The organism is Streptomyces sp. NPDC088350, from assembly GCF_044753545.1.
Classification (GTDB): domain Bacteria; phylum Actinomycetota; class Actinomycetes; order Streptomycetales; family Streptomycetaceae; genus Streptomyces.
The window spans coordinates 548,878-571,334 of the sequence record NZ_JBIVNL010000002.1 but is presented as its reverse complement, the minus strand read 5'-3'; the positions used below and the strand labels follow the sequence as shown (position 1 = coordinate 571,334).

Sequence of the window (22,457 nt, the reverse complement as noted above, 5' to 3'; positions counted from 1 at the left end):
GTCCAGGGCGATCGAAACAACTTGCTGCACACCTCTTGCTCCGAACGGACCGTCCTGCCTACCTTCCCAGCAACCGGTTTCTACCTCTTCTCTTGCGAAGGAACACGGTCTGATGAACTCCACCAGCCCCCGGAGAAGGTTCGCCCGTGCAGCCGTCGCGGGCCTCGCACTGACTGGTCTGCTCTCCGCCTGCGGCGGATCCGGTTCGGGAGACAAGGCGTCTTCCGGGCCTTCCGGTCCGGTCACCCTCCCCTTCTGGGGCTGGGCCAACGGTCAGGACGCGGTCGTGAAGGCGTTCAACGCCGCTCACAAGGACATCAAGCTCAAGTACACCAAGGTCACCGACCAGTTGACGATGCAGAAGCAGCTGACCAACGCGGTCAAGGCCGGCAACGCGCCCTGCCTGGTGCAGAACACGGCGGAGTACGTGACCACCTGGGTCTCGCAGGGCGCGCTCGCCGACATCTCGCGGTACGTCTCGGCCGACAGGGACAGGTTCAACGCGGGCGTGTGGGCCAGTGCGCAGGTGCAGGGCAAGTCCTATGGTGTGCCGACGAGTTCGGCCCCGGCGTTCACGATCTACCGCACGGACGTCTTCCAGAAGTACCACCTCAAGGCGCCCACCACCTGGGACGAGTTCATCGCCGCGGGCAAGGTCCTGAAGAAGCACGGCGTCAAGATCACCAACTACGCCGGTGAGGACCCGAGCACCCTGGAGGTCCTGTCCATGCAGGCCGGGGCGCACTGGTACGCCATCGACGGCAACTCCTGGAAGGTGGACTTCCAGGACGCGGGCAGCCTCAAGGCGGCCCAGGTGATCCAGGAGATCATCGACAACGACCTCGACTCCAAGCTCTCCTTCGCCGATTACGCGGCCGTGCAGCGCAACTACGACAGCGGCGGCACCGCGACCCGGCAGATCTCCACCTGGCAGATGGCGGGCATGGTGCAGAACTTCACCAAGTCCGACGGCAAGTGGGCGCTGTCGCCCTGGCCGACCTATCCGGGCGAGGCCGCCAAGACGCCCGCCGGGACCAACCAGAGCGGTGGCGTCACCCTGGTGACTCAGCAGTGCACGCATCAACAGCAGGCGGCCGAGGCCGCGTTGTGGATGTCGACCGACACCGGTGCGGTGAAGACGATGGCGAGCCCGACCACCGGAAACGGTGTGATGCCGGCGCTGGCCGACAGCGACGCGTATGTCGCCGAGGCGATCTCCGACAAGCTGCTCGGCACGGACTACGAGCCCGCGAAGAAGGTCGTCACCGACAGCCTGAACACCGTCACCTCGGACTGGGTGTTCGGCCCGGACTGGACCGCGATGTTCACCGAGTTGCAGACGGGCTGGGCGAAGGTGATGAGCAAGGAGCAGAAGGTCACCGATCTGCTGGCACACATGCAGGAGTGGACGGTCAAGGACCTGAAGTCCCGCGGTATCAGCGTCAAGGGCTGAGGCAGCGCCGATGATCCGTTCCCAGCGCTGGAAGGGTGCCGCGTTCACGGTGCCCTTCCAACTCGGTTTCGTGTTCCTGTACTTGATACCGATCGGGTACGCCGTCCACGAGTCCCTGTTCGTGGAGCACCAGTCCGGGCTCGGCCTCGGCGGCTCGACGCAGAAGTTCTCCGGCCTGGACAACTACCGACAGGGCCTGACCGACCCGGCGTTCATGAACTCGGTCCTGCGCGTGGTGCTGTTCGCCTGCGTGCAGATCCCGGTGATGCTGCTCGTCAGCCTGCTGCTGGCACTGTTCCTGGACGCGCTGTCCTCGAAGGCGGCGGGCCGCTTTCGGATCCTGCTCCTGGTGCCGTACATGATCCCCGGGGTGGTCGCGGCCATCGTGTGGATCAACCTGTACAGCCCGGACGTCGGCCCGTTGACCCCGCTGGGCAAGGTGTTCGGACTCTCCTGGAACTTCTTCGCGCCCTCGATGGTCTGGCCGTCCATCGGCAACCTGCTGACCTGGCACGGCATCGGCTACAACATGGTGATCATCTACGCGGCACTCCAGGGCGTGCCCCGCGACCTCTTCGAGGCGGCCCGGCTGGACGGCGCCTCCGAGTTCCAGATCGCGCTGAGCGTCAAAATCCCTTACGTACGCGGGGCATTGGTGCTGACCGGGATGCTCTCGATCATCCAGATGCTGCAGATCTTCAACGAGCCGGCCCTCTTCCGGAACGTCACCCCGCAGACGGTGGACGACAGCTTCACCCCGATCATGGTGATCTACAACCAGGCGTTCAACGCGGGCAACTACCACTACGCGGCGGCTCTTTCGGTCCTCCTCGCCCTCGTCCTCGGCCTCGCCTCCTTCCTGTTCTACCGGCTCACCGCGAAGGAGGCCGACTGATGACCGTCGTCGAAGAACGCCGGAAGGCACAGCAGATCCGCCGCCTGAACAAGCCCGATCCGAGGGCCCGTTCACGCGGCGGCCAGCGCTTCCTGCTCGTCGGTCTGGTCCTGGCCGGCGCCTACAGCCTGTTCCCGGTGTGGTGGCTGCTCGTCGCCGCGACCAAGAACCGCACAGGGCTCTACCAGAGCAACGGCCTGTGGTTCTCCGGCATGCACCTGTGGGAGAACCTGCGGCAGGTCTTCACCTACGAGAACGGCATCTTCCTGCGCTGGACCGCCAACTCGTTCCTCTACGCGGGCGTCGGCTCCCTCGGCGGCACGCTCATCGCGCTCGCGACGGGCTATGGCCTGGCGCGCTTCGCATTCCCGGGCCGGGGCGCGGTGTTCGCGTGCGTGGTGGGCTCGTTCCTGATCCCGATCGCGCTGCTCACCCTGCCGCTGTACCTGATGTTCTCGAAGATCGGCCTGGTGGACACCCCCTGGGCGATGCTGATCCCCTGTCTGATCAACCCGTTCAGCGTCTACCTCGCCAAGGTGTACACCGAGGCCACGGTCCCCTTCGAACTCCTGGAGGCCGCCCGCCTCGACGGCGCGGGCGAGCTGCGGATCTTCTTCAGCATCGTGCTGCGGATGATGACGACGGGCGGCGCCACGGTCTTCCTCCTCGCGTTCGTGAACACCTGGAACGCCTTCTTCCTCCCGCTGACCGTCCTGCGCGGCGAGAAGAACTGGACCCTCACCATCGGCCTCTACAACTGGACCGGAAAACGCCTGGAGTCGGGCGTCGACCTCACCGGCCTGGTCCTGACCGGCGCGCTGCTGTCCATCGTTACGATGGCCGTGATGATGGTCGCGATGCGCCGCTACTGGCGCACCGGGGTCACCCTGGGAGCCCTCAAGTGACCTTGCTGCACAACCCTGTTGTCCGCGGCTTCGCCCCCGACCCGTCCCTGGTCGGGGGCGGCGACCGGTACTACGTGGCGACCAGTTCCTTCGAGGGCACGGGGGTTGGCACCCGGCGGTGGAGGTCGACGTACCGACGCGACCCGCCGCCCGACCCGACCACGTCGCAAAGGACGACGGTCCGTTGGGCTGGCCGTGGAGCAGTCCGCGTGCGTACCCGGACCCGTCCTGGGCCGATACGACCACCCGCCCCGGCTGGATCCGGCTGCGCGGGCGGCACGGGCCGGAGTCGCGGTGGACGCACAGTCTGCTGGCCCAGCGGATGAGGGAGCATCGGGCGGAGGCCGAAGTCACGGTCGAGGCAAGGCCGTTGACGTTCACGCAGGCGGCGGGGCTGGTGCTCTGGTACGGCGCCGAGGCGTATCCGACCTGCACCTGACGTGGGCGGAGCCCGAGGGTGAGGGGCAGCGGGGGCAGCAGTGGCGGGGCGGTGGCCGTACGGTGCTCAGCCTGGTGGAGCGGGACGAGGACGCCACCCGTCAGGTGGCCGTCGTAGGGGCTGATGTCCGTGCTCCGGTGACGGTGGAGGGGGCCGACGCACGGTTCTGGTGGCTGCGGGCGGGAGTTCGGACGCCGGTCGGGCCGGTGCTGGACTTCAGCCGGCTCTCGGACGACTACGGGGCGCGGCCGCGGTTCACCGGTGCGATGGCGGGCATCCACGCGTGGGATCCGGTCGACGCGGGGTTCAGTGCCGACTTCACCCGCTTCCGCCTCGACCGCGTGCCCGGCTGATCTGTTCGGGGTTTCGAAAGGCCGGGTCGGCGTCATCCGGTGAATTCCCTGGTCTTCCCGCCGTGTTGACGCGCACCTATCGTAGGAAGCGCTTTCTGGACGGTGGGTGGTCGGCCGTGGAAGCAGCGCTGGTCGAGACTTTCGATGGCCCTCGGGCGGGCTGGAGAGGCGGTACCCGATGGTCCGTACGGGGAGCGCGAGCATGACGGCGGGGCCGACGCTGGCGGTCGTGGCGCGGGAGGCGGGGGTGTCCGTGCCGACGGCGTCCAAGGTGGTCAACGGCCGGGAGGACGTGGCACCGGAGACGCGGCGGCGGGTGACGGAGGCGCTGGAGCGGCTCGGTTATGTGCGCAGGCCGCGGTTCGACGCGGGGAAGGCGCCGGGGCTTGTCGATCTGGTCGTGCACTCGTTGGAGAGTTCCTGGTCGGGGGCGGTGCTGCACGGGGTGGAGGAGGCGGCGTACGAGGCCGGTCTCGAGGTGGTGGTGTCGGCCGGGCTGACCCGGACACGGGCGGACCGGCCCGAGCGCGGCTGGCTGGACAAGCTGGTGGGCCGGGGTTCGTCCGGAGTCCTGTTCAGTCTGGCCGAGTTGACGCCGTCGCAGTACTCCTGGCTCGACCAGCACCGCATCCCGTTCGTGATGATCGACCCCGTGCACGAGCCGCCGCCGGGCGTGGTGTCGGTCGGCGCGGCCAACTGGCACGGCGGGGTGACGGCGACCGAGCACCTGCTGTCCCTGGGCCACGAACGCATCGCCGTGATCGCCGGCCACCGGCACAAGATGTGCAGCAGCGCGCGCGTCGCCGGCTACCGCTCCGCGCTCGCCTCCGCCGGGGTACCCGTGCGCCCCGACTACCTCCGCCACGGCGGCTTCGACCAGGCCATGGCCCGCACCCGTATGCGTGAACTCCTCGACCTGCCCGAGCCGCCCACGGCGGTCTTCGTCTGCTCCGACCGGATGGCGTTGGGCGTCTACGAGGCCCTGGCCGAAAGGAGGTTGAGCGTCCCGGACGACATGAGCGTGGTCGGCTTCGACGACCTCCCGGAGGCGCGCTGGGTCACCCCCGCCCTGACCACTGTCCGGCAGCCTCTGTCGGAGATGGCCGCCACCGCGCTCCGCCTGCTGGTCCGCATGATGAGCGGTGACCGCCCGGAGAGCACGCGGACGGAGCTGTCCACACGGCTGGTGGAACGGGGTAGTACGGGGGCGCTCCGATCCGGTCGTCCGCCTGTCTGAGGGTTCACGGAGACAAGGAAGGGCAGATCCTCGAAAGCGACGCGGCCTCCCACTTCAGCACATGGAGCTTGCGGCCGGGCCGGTGCAGCCATTCCTCGCGGCCCGCTCACGGGAGCGGGCGGTGCCGCAGCGCGTTCGCGGACGGATCGCCGGTGAACGGGATCGACCGCGCGGACGCGCTTCGGCTCTGCGGACCGCTCACCACCGGCGGCGTCCCCGCGCTCCGGGAACTCCCCTGGAGCACCCTCTGGCCCGACCCCGCAGCCCAGTTGAGCCCGCCCAGCAGATGCGCGCGGAAATCCGGGTCCTCGTAGGCCTCCGCGGCATGACCGAGTGCTGTGTAGAAGACCCGGCCCTCCCCCTTCTCGTGGCACCACGCCAGAGGGTGGTCGGCGCCCATCCGGCCGCCCTCGTAGGAGGATTCGTCGGCGGATACGAGGACGTGGGTCGAACTCCGCGGGCTGGTGCGGAAGTCGTACCACTCGTCCGTGAACCGCCATACGGCGGGCAGGTGTCGGGTGGCCGGGTGAGTACGGTCCTCGATGAGCGCCTTGCCGGGCTGGTAGGCGGGGTGTTGTGCGAAGCGGGCGCCGAGGAGGTCGCCGTAGTACGGCCAGTCGTACTCCGTGCAGGCCGCCGCGTGGACTCCGGCGAAGCCGCCGCCCGACTCGACGTAGGCGGCGAGGTGTTGGCGGCCCGTCGAGGTCAGGACCTCGCCGCTGGTGGAGAGGAAGACGACGGCCGCGTAGTCGTCCAGGGGGCGTTCGAAGGCCGCCGGGTCCTCGGTGGCATCCACCTCGAAGGGACCGAGGGTGCGTACGGCGGTCACCGCGGCCGGGATGGAGTCGTGACGGTAGGCGGTGGTGCGGGTGCAGACGAGGAGTCGGGGTGCGGCAGCCATACGAGGGAGCCTAGTTCGCGTCGGCGTACGGCAGCCGTGCGACGGAGCCTGGTTCGCATCCGCGTGCAGCAGCCGTGCGACGGAGCCTGGTTCGCATCCGCGTGCAGCAGCCGTGCGACGGAACCTGGTTCGCATCCGCGTACGGCAGCCGTGCGACGAAGCCTCGTTCGCATCCGCGTACGGCAGCCGTGCGACGAAACCTGGTTCGCGTCCGCGTGCGCTCAACCACCCGTCCCCACCTCGTTGTTGGGCGCCCCGTCCCCGTTCGGGGGCAGATCGCCGCGCTTCACGGGGGCGGTGGCCGCGCGGGCGGGCGGGAGGATGACGGTGAGTTCGCTTGCGTAGGGGCGACGGACCGACCGGGCCGCCGTGCGCAGGACCGCGCGGGTCACCGTGCCGCGCGCGGCGCCGACGTGCACGAGATGGCCCTTCTCCGCCATCACGTACTCGGCGTCTCCTCCGCCCGTGCGGTACCAGGCGTTCCCGTCGCGTACGCAGGTCATGTGCTCGCTGAACGGCGCCCGCGTCGCGCAGTTCGCGTCGGTCAGCGTGCCCGGCTCCACCCGCAGGTTGATCACCGCACCGCTCTTCAGCGAGGTGTACGAGACGGAGAGACCGACGTCCGACGCGCCGACCGACTGCTGGGCGAGGGTGAATCCGGGAGGGTCGATGACGTAGACGAGGTCGGGGTCGAGGCCCAACGCCTTTGCGCGGGACGCGATTTCGGCGGCTGCGGCGGGGGAGGTCGAGGCTTCGGGGGTTCCGGTGCCCGCGCCGCCCGCCTTCTCCGTACCGCAGCCCGCGAGCAGTGCAGGAAGCAGTAACAGCAGCGGCAGGGCGCGCAGGGTACGGATCATGCGCCCATCCTGCCGTACAGGTGTTCCACAGTTGAGGGACTTTCCCCCCTCCTGCGGTGCGGTCCCGCCGCGTAGCCTAGGTGGGGATGAATGCCATTCCCGTACTCCTCGACCACCTCGTCCTCGCGACCCCCGATCTGGCGGCGACGGTCGCCGACTTCACCGCGCGCACGGGCATCGCACCGGTCGCGGGCGGAGCCCATGTCGGGCTGGGTACCCGCAACTTCCTTGTGTCGCTGGGTGGTTCGCGTTACCTGGAGATCATCGGCCCGGACCCGGAGCAGTCCGAGCCGTCCGGTCCCCGCCCCTTCGGTGTCGACGGGCCGGCCGTCGCCAGGACGGTGACCTGGGCGGTCAGCCCGCCCGATCTGGACGCGGCGGTCGCGGCGGCCCGCGCCCAGGGGTACGACCCCGGGCCCGTGCGGGCGATGAGCCGGCGTCGGCCCGACGGCACCCTGCTGGAGTGGCGGCTCACCGACGGGGACACGGCGCATCCCTCCGGCCTGGTGCCGTTCCTCATCGACTGGAGTTCCTCGCCCCACCCGACCACCTCGGGCCTGCCCGTCGCACCCCTGCTGGAGCTGACGGCGACCGCACCGGCCCCGGACGAGATCCGCCCGCTGCTGTCGGCGGTCGGCGCGGAGTTGCCGCTGGCCGTGGGCCCGGTGCGCCTCTCCTTCACGCTGGAAACGCCTCGCGGACCGGTGACCTTCCACTGACGAAGGCAGGCGGAAGGTGTCCGATTCCTTCAAGACCACCCTTCCGGCCCCCGCCTACGGTGGCCCCATGACTCCACGATTCGACGCGATCGGCCTGGTCGTCTCCGACATGGCCGCCTCTGTCGCCTTCTACCGTCGGCTCGGGTTCGGTTTCCCCGAGGGTGCCGAGACGCAGCCGCACACCGAGGCCCAACTGCCTGGCGGGCTGCGCCTGTTGCTGGACACGGAGGACACCGTCCGTTCGTTCCATCCTGGTTGGCAACCGCCTCGCGGCAGCGGTCGCGCCTCGCTCGCCCTGCTCTGCGACGCCCCCGCCGAAGTCGACCGGGTCTACGAGGAGTTGACCGGCGCCGGGCACCACGGCGAGCTCAAGCCCTGGGACGCCTTCTGGGGGCAGCGGTACGCCGTCGTGCACGATCCCGACGGCAACGGCGTCGACCTGTTCGCCCCGCTAGCCGGACCGACCCAGTAGTTCCCCCAGCGGCATCCCCGCCAACTCCTTGACGTCCCGGGCGAGATGGGCCTGGTCCGCGTAACCGGACCGGGCCGCCGTCTCCGCGAACGGCACTCCGTCGCGGGCCAGTACGAGGGCCCGCTGGAGGCGCAGCACCCGGGCCAGGGTCTTGGGGCCGTAGCCGAAGGCGGCGAGAGAGCGGCGGTGCAACTGGCGTGCGCCCAGGCCGAGTTCGTCGGCGGTGGCGGCGACGGGGCGGCCGGTGCCGAGGGCCGCGACGAGGTGTCGTAGCAGCGGATCGGGTGGGGGTGTGTCCGCCGCGCGTTCCAGTGCCGCTTCCTCCAGGGCCGTCACGGAGTCGGGGGACGTGTCGATGCGGGCCGACAGCTGTCGTACCGTCGCGGTCGGCCAGAGGTCGGTGAGGTCGACTCGGCGGTCGCGGAGTTCGTGTGCGGGGACGCCCAGGAACGTGGGTGCGGTGCCGGGGAAGAAGCGGATGCCGGCCCAGTGCGCGGGCGCGCCCTCGGGGACGTACGCGCGGGTGTCGGGGCCCGCGACCAGCAGGCGGCCCTCGTTCCAGAGGAGGTCCATGCAGCCGTCGGGCAGGACGGGCCGGACGGGGCCGGCCGTGGGGTCCTCGACGGTCCGGCTCCAGACCACCGCGCCCGGCAGTCGCGACGCCCTCTCCACGTACACAGGCGAAAGGCTACGCCGACCGCGTCCGGTGCTCCTGCGGGCTCACGCCGTAGACCCGTTTGAACGCGCTGGACAGGGCGAACGCGCTGCCGTAGCCGATCTGTCCCGCTATCGCCCCGATGGTGTCCTCCGTGTCGCGGAGGCGGTCCGCCGCGAGGGCGAGGCGCCAGGCCGTGAGGTACGACATCGGGCGTTCGCCGACGAGGTCGGTGAAGGGGCGGGCCAGGGCCGCGCGGGAGACGCCCGCCTTCGCGGCGAGGGAGGCGACCGTCCAGGGGTGGGCCGGGTCGTCCTGGAGGAGGCGCAGGACCCTGCCCACGACGGGGTCCGCCGGCGCGCGGGACCAGGCCGGGGCCTCCGCCTCCGGGCGGGCGAACCAGGCCCGGACGCGGCGATGACCAACAGGTCGAGGAGACGGTCCAGGACGACCTCCTGAGCGGGTTCGTCGCGGACGATTTCCTCCATGAGGAGCGGGGTGAGCGGGCACTCCCACACCTCGGACGGGAGGGAGAGCAGCGGCGGGAGGGCGTCCAGCAGGCGGCCGTTGATCTCGCCGCGCATGAGGTAGGTGCCGATGAGCATCACCGCGGAGCCGTCGAGGCGGTCGCCCCAGGTGCGTACGCCGAGGTCCATGGAGCCCTTGAGCGGAGTGCCGTCGGGGTGGTGGCACTCGCCACCGGGCAGGATCAGGGCCTGTGGGGCCGTGTCCGGGGCGTCCGAGCAGGTGTACGGGTGCGGGCCGCGCGCGACGGCGAGGTCGCCGGCCCGCAGCCGTATCCGCTCCCCCGTCTCCGGGGCGATCCGGGCGTCGCCGCGGACCATGAGCATGACCGGCCGGTTCGTAGTCTGCGGGTCTGTCGTGGCTGGTCGCGCCCGCGCGGCGGAGCCGCACATCGATACAGCCCCGCGCCCCTTTCAGGGGCGCTTCACTTGTCCGGTGATTGAGGGTGCCCGGTTCCCTTGTGGGTGCTCTTCACGTGCGTGCGCAACCGGGACGTCACGTCCTCCGGGGGCAGGAAGCGGGACCAGCGTTCCGGGAACTCGGAGGGCATGTCGCCGTCTTCGGGGTCGTCGAAGTCCTCGTCGTCCTCGCCGGCGTGGGAGCGGGCCGCGGCCATCCGGGCGACGTACTCGGCGGCCTGCTCCTCCTGCCGGCGTTCGTTGGCGGCGCGGGCGGCGGCGGTCGCGGCGGCGGGCCAGACGCGGTCGATGGCCGCGTTGACGGCGGCGCCGACGAGCACGGCGAACGCGGAGACGCCGATCCACAGCAGGACGGCGACGGGCGCGGCGAGGGAGCCGTAGATGGTGGGGCCCTCGACCGTGCCGGTGAGGTAGATGCGCAGCAGGTAGCTGCCGAGCACCCACATGGCGAGGGCGACCAGGGCGCCGGGCACGTCCTCGATCCACGGGGAGCGGACGGGGACGGACACGTGGTAGAGCGTCGTCAGGAAGACGACGGACAGGACGATGACAACCGGCCAGTACAGCACCTGTACGACCGTCGCCGACCACGGCACCACGTTCACCACGGCGTCCGGGCCCGCGACCATCAGGGGCAGCGCGACCGAGCCGATCAGCAGGGCCGCGATGAACAGGGCGAAGGACACCATCCGGGTCTTGACGATGCCGCGGACGCCGTCGAGGCCGTACATGACGGTGATGGTGTCGATGAAGACGTTGACCGCGCGGGAGCCCGACCACAGGGCGAACAGGAAGCCGATGGAGATGACGTCGGGCCGGCCGCCCTTCATCACGTCGTGCAGGATCGGCTGGGCGATCTCGTGCACGCCCTTGTCGGACAGGACGGTGCGGGACGCCTCCAGGATGTTGTTCTCCAGGCCGGCGATGCTGTCGGCGCCGGTCCAGCTGTCGACGTAGCCGAGCAGGCCGATGAGGCTCAGCAGGAGCGGCGGCACGGACAGCAGCGTGAAGAACGCGGCCTCGGCCGCGAGGCCCAGGATGCGGTACTCCATGCAGGAGTTGACGGTGTCCTTGACCAGCAGCCAGGCGGTCCTGCGCTTGGAGACGTTCCGGTAGAGGGCACGCGCCCGGTGGAACCGGCTGGAGGGCCGCTCGGGGGTTTCACTTGCTGACTGCACGCCCTAAAGGTATCCGGCGCGCCGGGATCCACTCATCCCCCGGGGGCGTCGGCCGGGCGGCACACCCTGTGGCCAGTCGTGTCCTGTCGTGTCATGCCCGCGCTGGCCGAAACTCGTCGTCCCTGAAATCGAATTCGCATGCGAAATTTTAATGGTTCTTTCGGACAGTCTCCCGGTGAGGACCGTGGCGGTCAATTTCCGTTGACCAATCCATCACCCGGCGCAGACGAAAAAGCGCCATTGACCGAAACGGACTTGACCCGTTCCAGAATGTCCAGAAATAATCCGGACTGCATTCGTTGCGCACGTTGGGACGACGTCAGCGCACACGACTCGGGGGAAACAAATGGCCCATGACCGGGGCCTCGTCCATATGGCAACTCTGTACACAATGCGGAACTCCATTCTCACGAATTCCCATTCACCCCACCCGTTTCGCGTGCCTTTCAATTCCCCCCTGCCGTGAACAACGGGCGCGACTCCGCCGTATTCGTCTTTGGTAATCCAAAGACAGTGATCAGCACCAAGGAGCCACGTGGTGGGAGAACCCGGCACCGTCACCGAGACCGTTCTCGCAGAGGTCCTGGCCGGTGTCGTACGCAAGGAAGTCGTACCGCTCGACAGTCACTTCTTCGATGATCTCGGCGCCAACTCGCTGGTGATGGCACACTTCTGCGCCCGGGTCAGGAAGCGGGACGACCTGCCGTCGGTGTCGATGCGGGACGTCTACGGCTATCCGACGATCCGCAGTCTGGCGGCGGCGCTCGCCGAAACACCCGCACCTTCCGCACCGGTCGAGGCAACGGCCCCGCCGGCCGGCAGTACGGCCCGTTATCTGCTGTGCGGAACACTTCAGTTCCTCGTTTTCACGGTGTACTGCGTGCTGGCCGGGCTGGTCACGGGCCGCGGCTACGAATGGATTTCCAGTGGTGCCGGAGTGGCGCAGGTATATCTGCGGTCCGCGATATTCGGCGGCGCCGTGTTCATCGGTGTGTGCACGGTGCCGGTGGTGGCCAAGTGGGTGCTCGTCGGCCGTTGGAAGGAGACCGAATTCCCCGTCTGGGGCCTCGCCTACGTCCGGTTCTGGACGGTCAAGGCGCTGCTGCACGCCAACCCGATGATCCTGTTCGCCGGCAACCCGGTCTACGTCCTCTACCTGCGCGCCCTCGGCGCCCGGATCGGCAAGGGCGTCACGATCCTGTCCCACTCCGTCCCGGTCTGCACCGACCTGCTGACCGTCGGTGCCGGAACGGTCATCCGCAAGGACTCCTTCTTCCTCTGCTACCAGGCACACGCCGGCCGCATCCGCACCGGCCGCGTCACGCTCGGCGGCGAGGTCTACGTCGGCGAGAAGACGGTCCTCGACATCGGCACCGTCATGGGCGACGGGTCCCAACTCGGCCACTCCTCCGCCCTGTACGACGGCGCGCACGTCCCGGCGGGCGAGCGCGTGCACGGCTCCCCGGCCCAGCGCACGGACGTCGACTACGTCCGCGTCCCGGCGGCGGACTGCTCCGCGCCCCGCCGCTTCGGCTACGGCCTGGTCGCCGTCCTGCAGATGCTGCTGGTCTACGTCCCGCTCGCGATCGGCGGCACCTACCTGATGCTGACCGTGGTCCCGGCCCTCGACCGCCTGCTCGACCCGAACACCAAGGACCTCGGCTCGGCCGGTTTCTACGGCGAGGCGCTGGGCCTGTCGCTCGTGGCGTTCGTGGGCTTCGTCGTCCTCGGCTTCGCCGCCGTGTCACTGCTGCCCAGGCTGCTCCGTCCACTGCTGCGCCCGGACCGGGTGTATCCGCTGTACGGCTTCCACTACTCGGTGCAGCGCGCGGTGGCCCGCATGACCAACCTGAAGTTCTTCAAGTGGCTGTGCGGGGACAGCTCGTACATCGTCGGCTATCTGAAGGCCCTCGGCTACGACCTCGGCGAGGTGGAGCAGACCGGCTCCAACTTCGGTACGGAGGTGCAGCACGAGACGCCGTATCTGGCCAGCGTGGGAAGCGGCACGATGGTCGCGGACGGGCTGTCGATCGTCAACGCGGACTTCTCCAGTACGTCGTTCCGTCTCTCGCGCGCCTCGATCGGGCCGCGCAACTTCCTGGGCAACAACATCGCCTACCCCTCGGGCGGCCGTACCGGCGACAACTGTCTGCTCGCCACGAAGGTGATGGTGCCGCTCGACGGCGAACTCCGGGAGGGCGTGGGCCTGTTGGGCTCGCCCTGCTTCGAGATCCCGCGCTCGGTGGAACGCGACAGCCGCTTCGACCACCTGCGCGAGGGCGAGGAACTGAAGCGCCGGCTGGCCGCGAAGAACCGCTCCAACCTGCGCTCGATGGGCCTGTACCTGTTCGTGCGCTGGCTGCACTGGTTCGTGCTCACCGTGCTCGGCTTCGCCGCGGTCGACCTGTACGGGGGCGAGGGCGTCGGCGGGGGGCTGCTGATCGGCGCGTCCCTGATGCTCGGGCTCGGATTCACCGCCGGGTACTACGTGCTGGTGGAGCGTCTGGTCGGCGGATTCCGGCCGCTGGAGCCGAAGTTGTGCTCGATCTACGACCCGTACTTCTGGTGGCACGAGCGGCTGTGGAAGGTCCCGGACCACTACATCCAGGTGTTCAACGGGACGCCGTTCAAGAACCTCATCTGGCGGCTGCTGGGCGTCCGCATGGGGCGGCGGGTCTTCGACGACGGCGCCTACATCACCGAGCGCACACTGACCGCGATCGGCGACGACTGCACGCTGTCGGCGCACACCAAGGTGCAGTCGCACTCACAGGAGGACGGCACCTTCAAGTCCGAACAGATCACCATCGGCGCGGGCTGCACCCTCGGGGTGGGGGCGCTCGTCCACTACGGCGTGTCGATGGGCGACGGGGCCGTACTGGCCGCCGACTCCTTCCTGATGAAGGGCGAGGAGATGCCGGCGCTGGCGCGGTGGGGCGGGAATCCGGCGGTGGCGCCACGGCGCGCCGGACAGCACATGACTCCCTGACGGCTCGTGCCGCAGGGGGAAGGAAACAGGGGGAAGAACGATGGAGATCATTCCGCGGTGGACGCTCGCTCCGGTGCCCGGTGTGGCGGAGTACGAAGTGTCCCTGCCCGAGGGGCTGTTGATCGGGCCCGCCGAACTGAAAACCGCCCACGCCAGGGTCCTGGCCGCACTCTCCGGCGAACCCGCCGAGGAGGACCCGGCGTTGCGGGTGAGTGTCACCGGCCGCACGCTGCGGCTGCGGTACCGCACCGACGTCCTGGACGCCGGGGCCGCCGCCCGTATCGCCGGCTATCACGTCACCGTCCTCACCGACCCGAGGCGGACGAGCCTGCTGTCCGAGGCCGAAGTCCGCTTCCAGCTGGAGGAGTTGGCGGGCCCGCACCGCGAACTGCCGGACCGGCGGGTGCACGAGCTGTTCGAGGAGCGGGTGTCGCTGCACCCGGACGCGGTCGCCGCCGTGCAGGGCGACCGGCAGTGGACGTACCGGGAGCTCAACTCCCGGGCGAACCAGCTGAGTCGGGCACTGCTCTCGCGCGGACTGACGCGTGAAGGTGTCGTCGCCGTGGTGCTGGAGCGGAACCTGGACTGGATGGCCGCCGTGCTCGCCGTGCTCAAGGCGGGCGGGGTGTATCTGCCCGTCGAGCCGCACTTCCCGGCCGACCGGGTGGCGAGGGTGCTCGACCGCGCCGGGTGCGCGCTGGTCCTGACCGAGCGCGGCAGTGACGGCGCGCTGGACCCGTCGTCCGACCGCACGCTCCATGTCGACGAGGCGTACGCCGAGGGGCATGCGGACGGTGACCTCGGGATCGCGGTCCAGCCCGGTCAACTCGCCTACATCTACTTCACGTCCGGCTCCACCGGTGAGCCCAAGGGCGCGATGTGCGAGCACGCGGGTTTCCTCAACCACGTGTTCGCCAAGCTCGACGACCTGGGGATCGGGGCCGGGCAGGTGGTCGCGCAGACCGCGCCCCAGTGCTTCGACATCTCCCTGTGGCAGCTGGTCTGCGCGCCGCTCGTGGGCGGGCGGACGCTGCTGGTGGAACAGGACGTGATCCTGGACGTGCCGCGGTTCGTCGACACGATCGAGGCGGGGCGCGTCAATGTGCTCCAGGTCGTGCCGTCGTATCTGGAGGCCGTCCTTGCCGAGTTGGAGCGGCAACCGCGTCAACTCCCTGACCTGCGCTGCGTGTCGGTCACCGGGGAGGCCGTGAAGAAGGAGTTGGTGGAGCGCTGGTTCGCGGCGCGGCCCGGGGTGCGGCTCGTCAACGCCTATGGCCTGACGGAGACTTCGGACGACACCAACCACGAGGTGATGGACCGGGCGCCGGACGGGCCCCGGGTCCCGCTCGGGCACCCTGTCGGCAATGTGCGGGTGTACGTCGTCGACGAGGACCTGGTGCCCGTGCCGCTGGGGGCGCCCGGCGAGATCGTGTTCTCCGGTGTGTGCGTCGGCCGGGGGTACGTCAACGACCCCGAGCGCACGAGGGCCGCGTTCACCGAGGACCCGTACCGGCCCGGTGAGCGGCTGTACCGCAGCGGTGACCACGGGCGTTGGCGGCCGGACGGGAAGCTGGAGTTCCTGGGGCGCCGGGACAGCCAGGTGAAGATCCGCGGCTTCCGTATCGAGATCGGCGAGATCGAGAACGCGCTGCTGCGGGTGACCGGGGTGCGGGACGGCGCGGTGGTCGTCGTCCGCGGGACGCAGCTGGTGGCGTTCTGCACGGGTGCACAACCTGTCGAGGCCGCCGTCGTGCGGGCGCGGCTCGCCGAGTCGCTGCCCGCGTACATGGTGCCGTCGGTCGTGCACTGGCGGGCGTCGCTGCCGCTGACGGCCAACGGGAAGACCGACCGCCGGACGCTCACCGCGCTCGCCGGTGACCTGGACGCGGTCGGCGACGGGCCCGACACACCCGCCGAGCGGCGGCTGGCGGCGGCCTGGGCGGTGGTGCTTGGCATCCCGGCCGACCGGATCGGCCGCCAGGACCACTTCTTCGACCGCGGCGGCACCTCGCTGGCCGCGGTGAAGCTCGCGGTCGCCCTCGACCGGGCGATCAGCCTCAAGGACGTCACCCGTCACCCGGTCCTCGCGGACCTGGCCGGACTGCTGGACCCGCCGGTCTCCTCCTGAGCCCAGCCGCACCCCCGGTCGAACGCTCAACAGCACCACCGAAAGGAACACCGAGATGTCGCTGTCATCCGCGACCCTTCTCCACTCCGTCGCCCTGAGCCCGGACGGTCCGCCGCTGCTGCACGCCGATGTCGGCGCCGACCCGGTCGGCTGGGCCGCCCGGCACCGTGCGGCGCTGCGTGCCGTCGTCGCCGAACACGGCTGCGTCCTGGTCCGCGGTCTCGGCCTCGCCGACCCGGCAGGCGCCGAGGCCGTCTTCCGGCGGCTCACCGACTCCCTGATGGCCGACCGGGAGCCCTTCGCGCCCCGCCGTACGTACGCGGAGGGCGTGTACTCCGCCACCAAGTGGCCGACCGACCAACAGATGTGCCAGCACCACGAGTTGAGCTATGCCCTGGAGTTCCCCGGGCTGCTGCTCTTCGCCTGCCTCGACGCGCCGACGCGGGGCGGCGCGACCCCGGTCGCCGACGCCGAGGCCGTACTGACGTCGCTGCCCGCGCCGCTGGTGGAGCGGTTCGAGCGGGAGGGCTGGCAGTTGACGCGGACGTACCACGAGGAGATCGGGGCGTCGGTCGCCGAGGCCTTCGGCACCGAGGACCGTTCCGTCGTGGAGCGCTACTGCCGCGCCCAGGACATCGAGTTCGCCTGGCAGCCCGACGGTTCACTGCGCACCCGGCAGCACCGCGCGGCCGTGCTCCGGCACCCCGTCACGGGCCGGCGCTGCTGGTTCAACCAGATCGCGTTCCTGAACGAGTGGACGATGGAGCCCGAGGTGCGCGAGTACCTGATCGACGTCTACGGCGCCGACGCGCTGCCCTTCAACACCCGCTTCGGCAACGGCGATCCGGTCGGCGCCGAGGTCGTGGCGGCCATCAACGCGGCCTACGAGGAGCACGTCAAACGCGAGCCGTGGCACTCGGGGGACCTGCTGCTGGTGGACAACATCCGTACCGCGCACGGCAGGGAGCCGTTCGAGGGGCCGCGCGAGGTGCTCGCGGGGCTCGGCGATCCGGTGCGGCCGGCGGACCTCGCCCCGTCGGCCGGGGGGAGGGCGGCATGAGCGTCGGCACACCGTCGTTCGCGGTCATCAGCGGCGAACAGGTCCAACAGGCCCTGACCGGGCGGGAGTCGGAGATCGGCGCCCTCGTGGAGGCCACCTACCGGCTGCACGGCGCGGGCGAGTCGGTGAACCCGCCGTCGTACTTCCTGCGCTTCCCGGACCGCCCGTCGTCCCGCATCATCGCGCTGCCCGCCTCACTGGGCGGTCCGTCGCGGGTGGACGGCCTGAAGTGGATCTCCAGTTTCCCGGGGAACACCGGGTCGGGGCTGCCCCGGGCCTCGGCGGTGCTGATCCTCAACGACCCCGACACCGGCTATCCGTACGCCTGCCTGGAGAGTTCGGTGATCAGCGCCACCCGTACGGCGAGTTCGGCGGCCCTCGCGGCCGACAGGCTCAGCAAGGGGCGGGCACGGCCACCGCGGGTCGGGTTCGTGGGGACGGGCCTGATCGCCCGCTACATCCACACCCATCTCCGCGCCACCGGCTGGGAGTTCGAGGAGACGGGCGTGCACGACCTGTCCGCGGACAGCGCCGAGGGGTTCCGGAGCTATCTGGAGCGGTCCGGGACGCCGGGGCGGGTCACGGTGCACGACAAGATCGAAGGCCTGGTCCGCTCCAGTGACCTGCTGGTCTTCGCGACGATCGCCGGCTCGCCCCATGTGCACGATCCGGCCTGGTTCGACCACCATCCGCTGGTCCTGCACGTGTCGTTGCGGGATCTCGACCCGGCGATCGTGCTCGCGTCGGCGAACTTCGTGGACGACGTCGAGCACTGCCTGAAGGCCGACACCTCGCCGCATCTGGCCGAACAGGCCACCGGGGGGCGGGAGTTCATCGACGGCACGCTGGACGACGTACTGACCGGGCGGGTGAGCGTGCCGACGGACCGGACGGTGGTGTTCTCGCCCTTCGGCCTGGGGGTGCTCGACCTCGCGGTCGGCAGGTTCGTCCACGACGAAGTGGTGCGACGGGGCGAACTCCGCGTCGTCGACGGGTTCTTCCACGAGCTGCGCCGGTACGGCTGACGGCGATCGTGGCGCACCAATTGGGGGGAAAGCATGGCTGTCATCTCTGATCCGGCGGAGTTCAACGAGGACGACCTCTACGTCGACCTGCGGGCCGCGCTGGAGCTGCCGCTCTATCTGAAGTGTGAGGGGTTCAACTTCGCCGGTTCGATCAAGCTGAAGGCCGCCACCGAGATGGTGAACGCGGCCGAGCGGGCCGGTGCCCTGCGGCCCGGCTCGGTGCTGGTCGAGTCGTCGTCCGGCAACCTCGGGGTGGCGCTGAGCGTGCTCGCGGCGAGCCGCGGTTACGGGTTCCTCTGCATCACCGACAGACGCTGCAACGTGCCGACGGTGCAGCTGATGGAGGCGCTCGGCAGCCGGGTCCACGTCATCGACCAGCCGGACCCGCACGGCGGGTTCCTGGGCGCCCGGATCAGGTACGTGCGGGCGCTGTGCGCCTCCGACGAGCGGTACGTGTGGCTCAACCAGTACACCAACCAGGGGAATTGGCGGGCGCACTACCGCACCACGGCACCCGCCATCGCCCGCCGGTTCCCGCAGCTGGACGTCCTGTTCGTCGGGGCCGGCACCACCGGGACGCTGATGGGCTGCGCACGCTGGTTCTGGGAGTGGCGGCGCCGGGTGCGGATCGTCGCCGTGGACGCCGCCGGCTCGGTCACCTTCGGCGGGGAGGCCCGGCCCCGGATGATCCCGGGGCTCGGCACCAGCGTGGCGCCGGCCTTCCTCGACGCGTCGTACATCGACGACGTCGTCCAGGTCGAGGAGGAGGACACCGTGCGGACCTGCCGCCGGCTGGCCGCGCGGGGCTTCCTGTTCGGCGGGTCCACCGGCACGGTCGTCAGCGGTGCCGGACAGTGGCTCGCGCGGAACGGACGGCACGGCACCACGGCCGTGGCGATCGCTCCCGACCTGGGCGAACGCTATCTCGACACCGTCTACCGCACGGGCTGGCTGGAGGAGGAGGCACCCGGACCCGAGATGCTGGCGGCCATGTCCCGCTCGGCCTGACGTCAGCGGCGGCGGCTGTGCCAGGGTGGAGATCCACCGCACCGCAGGGTGGAGATGCGGACCACCGCCGTCCCCACGGGTAGGTTCCAGCCATGGCACGCACCACCCACACCGTGACGAACCAGACTCCCCCGCTGGTGGGATACGACGTCTTCACCGCCGACCGCGTCCTGACGGCGGCGGTCGAGCGCCACACGGCGCCCGGACTGCTGGCCGAGGTCCGGGACGACCTCTCCGCGCTGGGCCGCGCCGCCGGCTCGGCCCAGGTGCAGGAGTGGGGTGCGCAGGCCAACAACAACCCCCCGGGCCTGCGCACCCACGACCGCTACGGCCACCGCATCGACGAGGTCGAGTTCCATCCGGCCTGGCACCGGCTCCTCGGCAAGGGCGTGGCGGCCGGGCTGACCGCCGCCTGGAACCGCCCCGCCGGACATGTACGCCGGGCCGCCGGGCTGCTGGTGTGGACCCAGGCCGAGGCGGGCAACGTCTGCCCGCTGTCGATGACCCACGCGGCGGTGCCCGCCCTGCGCGCCGACCCCGCGCTCGCCGCCGAGTGGGAACCCCGGCTCACCTCCACTGTCTACGACCGTGAACTGCGGCCCGCCCACCTCAAGGCCGGGGTGGTCTTCGGGATGGGCATGACGGAGAAGCAGGGCGGCAGCGACGTCCGCGCGAACACGACGGCGGCGCGCCCGCTCGCCGAGGACGGGACGTACGGGCTGACCGGCCACAAGTGGTTCTGCTCGGCGCCCATGTCCGACGGTTTCCTCGTGCTGGCGCGGGCGCCGGGCGGGCTGACCTGTTTCCTGGTGCCCCGGGTGCTGGCGGACGGCACCCGCAACGTGTTCCTCCTCCAGCGGCTCAAGGACAAGCTGGGCAACCGGTCGAACGCCTCCGCCGAGGTCGAGTTCGACGGGACCTGGGCGCGCCGGGTCGGGGACGAGGGCGACGGGGTGCGCACCATCATCGGGATGGTCGCGGCGACCCGGCTCGACTGTGTGCTCGGCTCGGCCGGTCTGATGCGGCAGGCCGTCGTCCAGGCCGTCCACCACGCGACCCACCGCGAGGTGTTCGGCGGCAAGCTGTTCGACAAGCCGCTGATGCGCAACGTCCTGGCCGATCTCGCCCTGGAGTCGGAGGCGGCCACCACACTCGGACTGAGACTCGCGGCGGCCTACGACGACGGTGGCGAACAGGAGCTGGCGTTCCTGCGGTTGGCGGTTCCGGCCGCCAAGTACTGGGTGACCAAGCGCTGTTCGCCGGTCGCGGTCGAGGCGGCGGAGTGCCTGGGCGGCAATGGATACGTGGAGGAGTCCGGACTGCCGCGCCTGGTAAGGGAGTCGCCGCTCAACTCGGTCTGGGAGGGCGCGGGCAACATCCAGGCCCTCGACGTGCTGCGGGCGCTGCGGCGCGAGCCGCAGGCACTCGACGCGTTCCTGATCGAGGTCGGCCGGGTGCGCGGCGCCGATCACCGGCTGGACGGGGCCATGAAGAACCTGCTCGTCGAACTCGCCGACCTGGAGGGCGTCGAGGGCCGCGCCCGGCGCCTGGCCGAGCGGATGGCGCTCGTCCTTCAGGGTGCGCTCCTCGTACGGCACGCGCCACCGGAGGTCGCCGACGCGTTCTGCGCCTCCCGGCTGGGCGGCGACTGGGGCGCGGCCTTCGGCACCCTGCCGCCCACCCTGGACCTCGCGTCGATCGCGGAACGCGCCAGGCCGACGGCCTGAACCACGCCGTCACATCGCGAGGGTGGTGCTGCGCCGACACGGCACCACCCTCGCAGCGTGGGACAAGTTTCAGACACCGTTCGGCTGTTCACCAGGGTTGCAGAGGGTTGCAACTTGGCGGCTTCTGTGTCCGGACTGTCTCCCTCCGTCACCGGAGGGCGGCACTATGAGACCAACAGTCGATACGGGACCGGAGAGAAGGACCCATGGCGAAGCCGTCGGCCGGCGTGACACAGCGCACCACCGTCGACGCTGCGCGGACGGCACGGATGCTGAGCGACGCCCGGCACGCCACGCTCTCCGGACAGCGCGCCCGCACCCCGCCGCGCCCGGTGATCGAGGAGTCCTGGGAGCGCGCGCTACGCGGCGGGACCCACCCCGACCACGATCTGCGGACCGGCCTGCTCTCCCGCGAGGAGGTCGAACGGCGGCGCGGCACCAGCCCGTTGCGGCACGTCCTGCCGGTGCTGCGGGAGGGCCTGGTGTCGGTCGCGGACGCCGCGCACCACATCGTGCTGGTCGCCGACGACGAGGGCCGGGCGCTGTGGCGCGAGGGCAGCGCCGCCGTGCTGCGCAAGGCCGACGAGGTCGGCATCGAGGTCGGCACCGACTGGCGCGAGGACGTGATCGGCCCCAACGGCGTGGGCACCCCGGCGGTCCTGCGGCGGCCCGTGCAGGTCTTCGCCGGCGAGCATCTCTCGCGCGCGCTGGCCGCGTTCACCTGCGCGGGCGCTCCGATCACCGACCCCAGGGACGGCCGCCTGATCGGGGTCGTCGATGTCAGCGGCCCGCTGGAGACCATGCATCCGGCCACCCTCGCCTGGGTCGACTCGGTGGCCAAACTCGCCGAGGCCCGGCTGCGCGAACTGCATCTGACCTCGCTGGAGCGGCTGCGCGCGGTGGCGGCGCCGATCCTGCCCCGGCTCGGCGGCCAGGCCCTGGTGGTGGACCGGGACGGCTGGACGGCCGCGGTCACCGGAATGCCGTACGTGAAGCGGATCGCGCTGCCCAAATCGCCGTCGGCGGGCCGTCGTTGGCTGCCCTCGCTCGGGCTGTGCTCGCTGGAGCCGCTGGCCGGGGGCTGGTTGGTCCGCCTCGCCGACGAGCCGGGGCCGCGCACCGCCACCCGGATCGTCCTCGACCTCGCCCTGCCGCGCCGCTGGTCGGTGACGGTGTCCGGCAGCGCGGGCTCCTGGACCCACGAACTGAGCCCCCGGCACGCCGAGTTGCTCTACCTCCTGGCCCTGCACCGCACCGGCCGCAGCGCCTCGGGCCTGGCGGAGGACATGTTCGGCGACCCGTGCCGCACGGTGACGGTACGGGCCGAGATGTCGCGGGTACGGCGTTATCTCGGGGCGTTCCTGGAGCACCGGCCGTACCGCTTCTGCGAGGACGCGGAGGTCGAGGTGCTGCTGCCGGTCGACCCGCGCGAGTTGCTGCCGCACTCCACGGCACCCGGGGTGACCAGGGGGCGGACGTCGGTCCAGGTGCCGTAGAAGACGCTGGTGAGGG

The 22,457-nt window shown here is 70.5% G+C and carries 18 protein-coding genes and 2 pseudogenes; 15 read left to right on the top strand and 5 right to left on the bottom strand.

What is annotated here, in order from left to right; genetic code table 11:
• Positions 1 to 112 precede the first annotated feature (112 nt).
• The 6 genes from ACIQBL_RS07730 to ACIQBL_RS07705 all read left to right on the top strand — a co-directional run bounded on the left by ACIQBL_RS07730 (position 113) and on the right by ACIQBL_RS07705 (position 5,282).
• Positions 113 to 1,453 carry an ABC transporter substrate-binding protein gene (locus tag ACIQBL_RS07730; protein ID WP_401938012.1) on the top strand — a complete coding sequence of 447 codons (1,341 nt, stop codon included), beginning with the start codon at positions 113 to 115 and terminating at the stop codon, positions 1,451 to 1,453.
• 10 nt (positions 1,454 to 1,463) lie between these two features.
• Entirely contained in the window at positions 1,464 to 2,348 is an 885-nt protein-coding gene (locus ACIQBL_RS07725) for a carbohydrate ABC transporter permease (RefSeq protein ID WP_401938011.1), read from the top strand.
• Positions 2,348 to 3,253: a carbohydrate ABC transporter permease gene (locus ACIQBL_RS07720; RefSeq protein WP_401938009.1), complete on the top strand. Its 906-nt coding sequence runs from the start codon at positions 2,348 to 2,350 to the stop codon at positions 3,251 to 3,253. The genes ACIQBL_RS07725 and ACIQBL_RS07720 overlap by 1 nt, the downstream gene beginning before the upstream one ends.
• Before the next feature lie 118 nt (positions 3,254 to 3,371).
• On the top strand, positions 3,372 to 3,692 hold the full coding sequence (locus tag ACIQBL_RS07715; RefSeq protein WP_401938007.1) for a hypothetical protein: 321 nt from the start codon (positions 3,372 to 3,374) through the stop codon (positions 3,690 to 3,692).
• 62 nt (positions 3,693 to 3,754) lie between these two features.
• Positions 3,755 to 4,045, top strand: a complete 291-nt coding sequence (locus ACIQBL_RS07710; RefSeq protein WP_401938005.1) for a hypothetical protein — start codon at positions 3,755 to 3,757, stop codon at positions 4,043 to 4,045.
• 178 nt (positions 4,046 to 4,223) lie between these two features.
• Positions 4,224 to 5,282, top strand: coding sequence for a LacI family DNA-binding transcriptional regulator (locus ACIQBL_RS07705; protein WP_401938004.1), 1,059 nt, complete (start codon positions 4,224 to 4,226; stop codon positions 5,280 to 5,282).
• A 259-nt stretch (positions 5,283 to 5,541) separates the two neighbouring features.
• Here ACIQBL_RS07705 and ACIQBL_RS07700 read toward each other — a convergent pair.
• Both ACIQBL_RS07700 and ACIQBL_RS07695 read right to left on the bottom strand, forming a co-directional pair.
• A pseudogene (locus tag ACIQBL_RS07700) lies at positions 5,542 to 6,183 on the bottom strand (ThuA domain-containing protein); the annotation flags it as partial.
• 221 nt (positions 6,184 to 6,404) lie between these two features.
• Positions 6,405 to 7,040: a hypothetical protein gene (locus ACIQBL_RS07695; RefSeq protein ID WP_401938002.1), complete on the bottom strand. Its 636-nt coding sequence runs from the start codon at positions 7,038 to 7,040 to the stop codon at positions 6,405 to 6,407.
• A gap of 86 nt (positions 7,041 to 7,126) precedes the next feature.
• Between ACIQBL_RS07695 and ACIQBL_RS07690 the strand changes: the two genes are divergently transcribed.
• Both ACIQBL_RS07690 and ACIQBL_RS07685 read left to right on the top strand, forming a co-directional pair.
• Positions 7,127 to 7,759: a VOC family protein gene (locus tag ACIQBL_RS07690; RefSeq protein ID WP_401938001.1), complete on the top strand. Its 633-nt coding sequence runs from the start codon at positions 7,127 to 7,129 to the stop codon at positions 7,757 to 7,759.
• 67 nt (positions 7,760 to 7,826) lie between these two features.
• Positions 7,827 to 8,231, top strand: coding sequence for a VOC family protein (locus tag ACIQBL_RS07685; protein WP_401937998.1), 405 nt, complete (start codon positions 7,827 to 7,829; stop codon positions 8,229 to 8,231).
• Here ACIQBL_RS07685 and ACIQBL_RS07680 read toward each other — a convergent pair.
• The 3 genes and pseudogenes from ACIQBL_RS07680 to ACIQBL_RS07670 all read right to left on the bottom strand — a co-directional run bounded on the left by ACIQBL_RS07680 (position 8,211) and on the right by ACIQBL_RS07670 (position 11,008).
• Positions 8,211 to 8,909 (bottom strand): helix-turn-helix domain-containing protein, encoded by a 699-nt coding sequence (locus tag ACIQBL_RS07680; protein ID WP_401937996.1) that lies wholly within the window; start codon positions 8,907 to 8,909, stop codon positions 8,211 to 8,213. The genes ACIQBL_RS07685 and ACIQBL_RS07680 overlap by 21 nt on opposite strands.
• A gap of 10 nt (positions 8,910 to 8,919) precedes the next feature.
• A pseudogene (locus tag ACIQBL_RS07675) lies at positions 8,920 to 9,737 on the bottom strand (AraC family transcriptional regulator).
• A 98-nt stretch (positions 9,738 to 9,835) separates the two neighbouring features.
• Positions 9,836 to 11,008: a YihY/virulence factor BrkB family protein gene (locus tag ACIQBL_RS07670; RefSeq protein ID WP_401937994.1), complete on the bottom strand. Its 1,173-nt coding sequence runs from the start codon at positions 11,006 to 11,008 to the stop codon at positions 9,836 to 9,838.
• A gap of 538 nt (positions 11,009 to 11,546) precedes the next feature.
• On the opposite strand from ACIQBL_RS07670, the gene ACIQBL_RS07665 reads away from it, so the two are divergent.
• The 7 genes from ACIQBL_RS07665 (at position 11,547) to ACIQBL_RS07635 (ending at position 22,441) form a co-directional block, all read left to right on the top strand.
• On the top strand, positions 11,547 to 13,997 hold the full coding sequence (locus tag ACIQBL_RS07665) for a Pls/PosA family non-ribosomal peptide synthetase (RefSeq protein ID WP_401937991.1): 2,451 nt from the start codon (positions 11,547 to 11,549) through the stop codon (positions 13,995 to 13,997).
• 40 nt (positions 13,998 to 14,037) lie between these two features.
• Positions 14,038 to 16,125 (top strand): amino acid adenylation domain-containing protein, encoded by a 2,088-nt coding sequence (locus ACIQBL_RS07660; protein WP_401937990.1) that lies wholly within the window; start codon positions 14,038 to 14,040, stop codon positions 16,123 to 16,125.
• Positions 16,126 to 16,180: 55 nt separating this feature from the next.
• Positions 16,181 to 17,185 carry a TauD/TfdA family dioxygenase gene (locus tag ACIQBL_RS07655; RefSeq protein WP_401937988.1) on the top strand — a complete coding sequence of 335 codons (1,005 nt, stop codon included), beginning with the start codon at positions 16,181 to 16,183 and terminating at the stop codon, positions 17,183 to 17,185.
• The gene (gene sbnB / locus ACIQBL_RS07650) at positions 17,182 to 18,210 is read left to right on the top strand and encodes a 2,3-diaminopropionate biosynthesis protein SbnB (RefSeq protein ID WP_401937985.1); all 1,029 of its coding nucleotides are present in this window, start codon (positions 17,182 to 17,184) and stop codon (positions 18,208 to 18,210) included. The genes ACIQBL_RS07655 and sbnB overlap by 4 nt, the downstream gene beginning before the upstream one ends.
• A gap of 33 nt (positions 18,211 to 18,243) precedes the next feature.
• On the top strand, positions 18,244 to 19,218 hold the full coding sequence (gene sbnA / locus ACIQBL_RS07645; protein WP_401937982.1) for a 2,3-diaminopropionate biosynthesis protein SbnA: 975 nt from the start codon (positions 18,244 to 18,246) through the stop codon (positions 19,216 to 19,218).
• A 92-nt stretch (positions 19,219 to 19,310) separates the two neighbouring features.
• On the top strand, positions 19,311 to 20,945 hold the full coding sequence (locus ACIQBL_RS07640) for an acyl-CoA dehydrogenase family protein (RefSeq protein ID WP_401937980.1): 1,635 nt from the start codon (positions 19,311 to 19,313) through the stop codon (positions 20,943 to 20,945).
• Between the two features lie 206 nt (positions 20,946 to 21,151).
• Positions 21,152 to 22,441 carry a GAF domain-containing protein gene (locus ACIQBL_RS07635; RefSeq protein ID WP_401937978.1) on the top strand — a complete coding sequence of 430 codons (1,290 nt, stop codon included), beginning with the start codon at positions 21,152 to 21,154 and terminating at the stop codon, positions 22,439 to 22,441.
• Positions 22,442 to 22,457 lie beyond the last annotated feature (16 nt).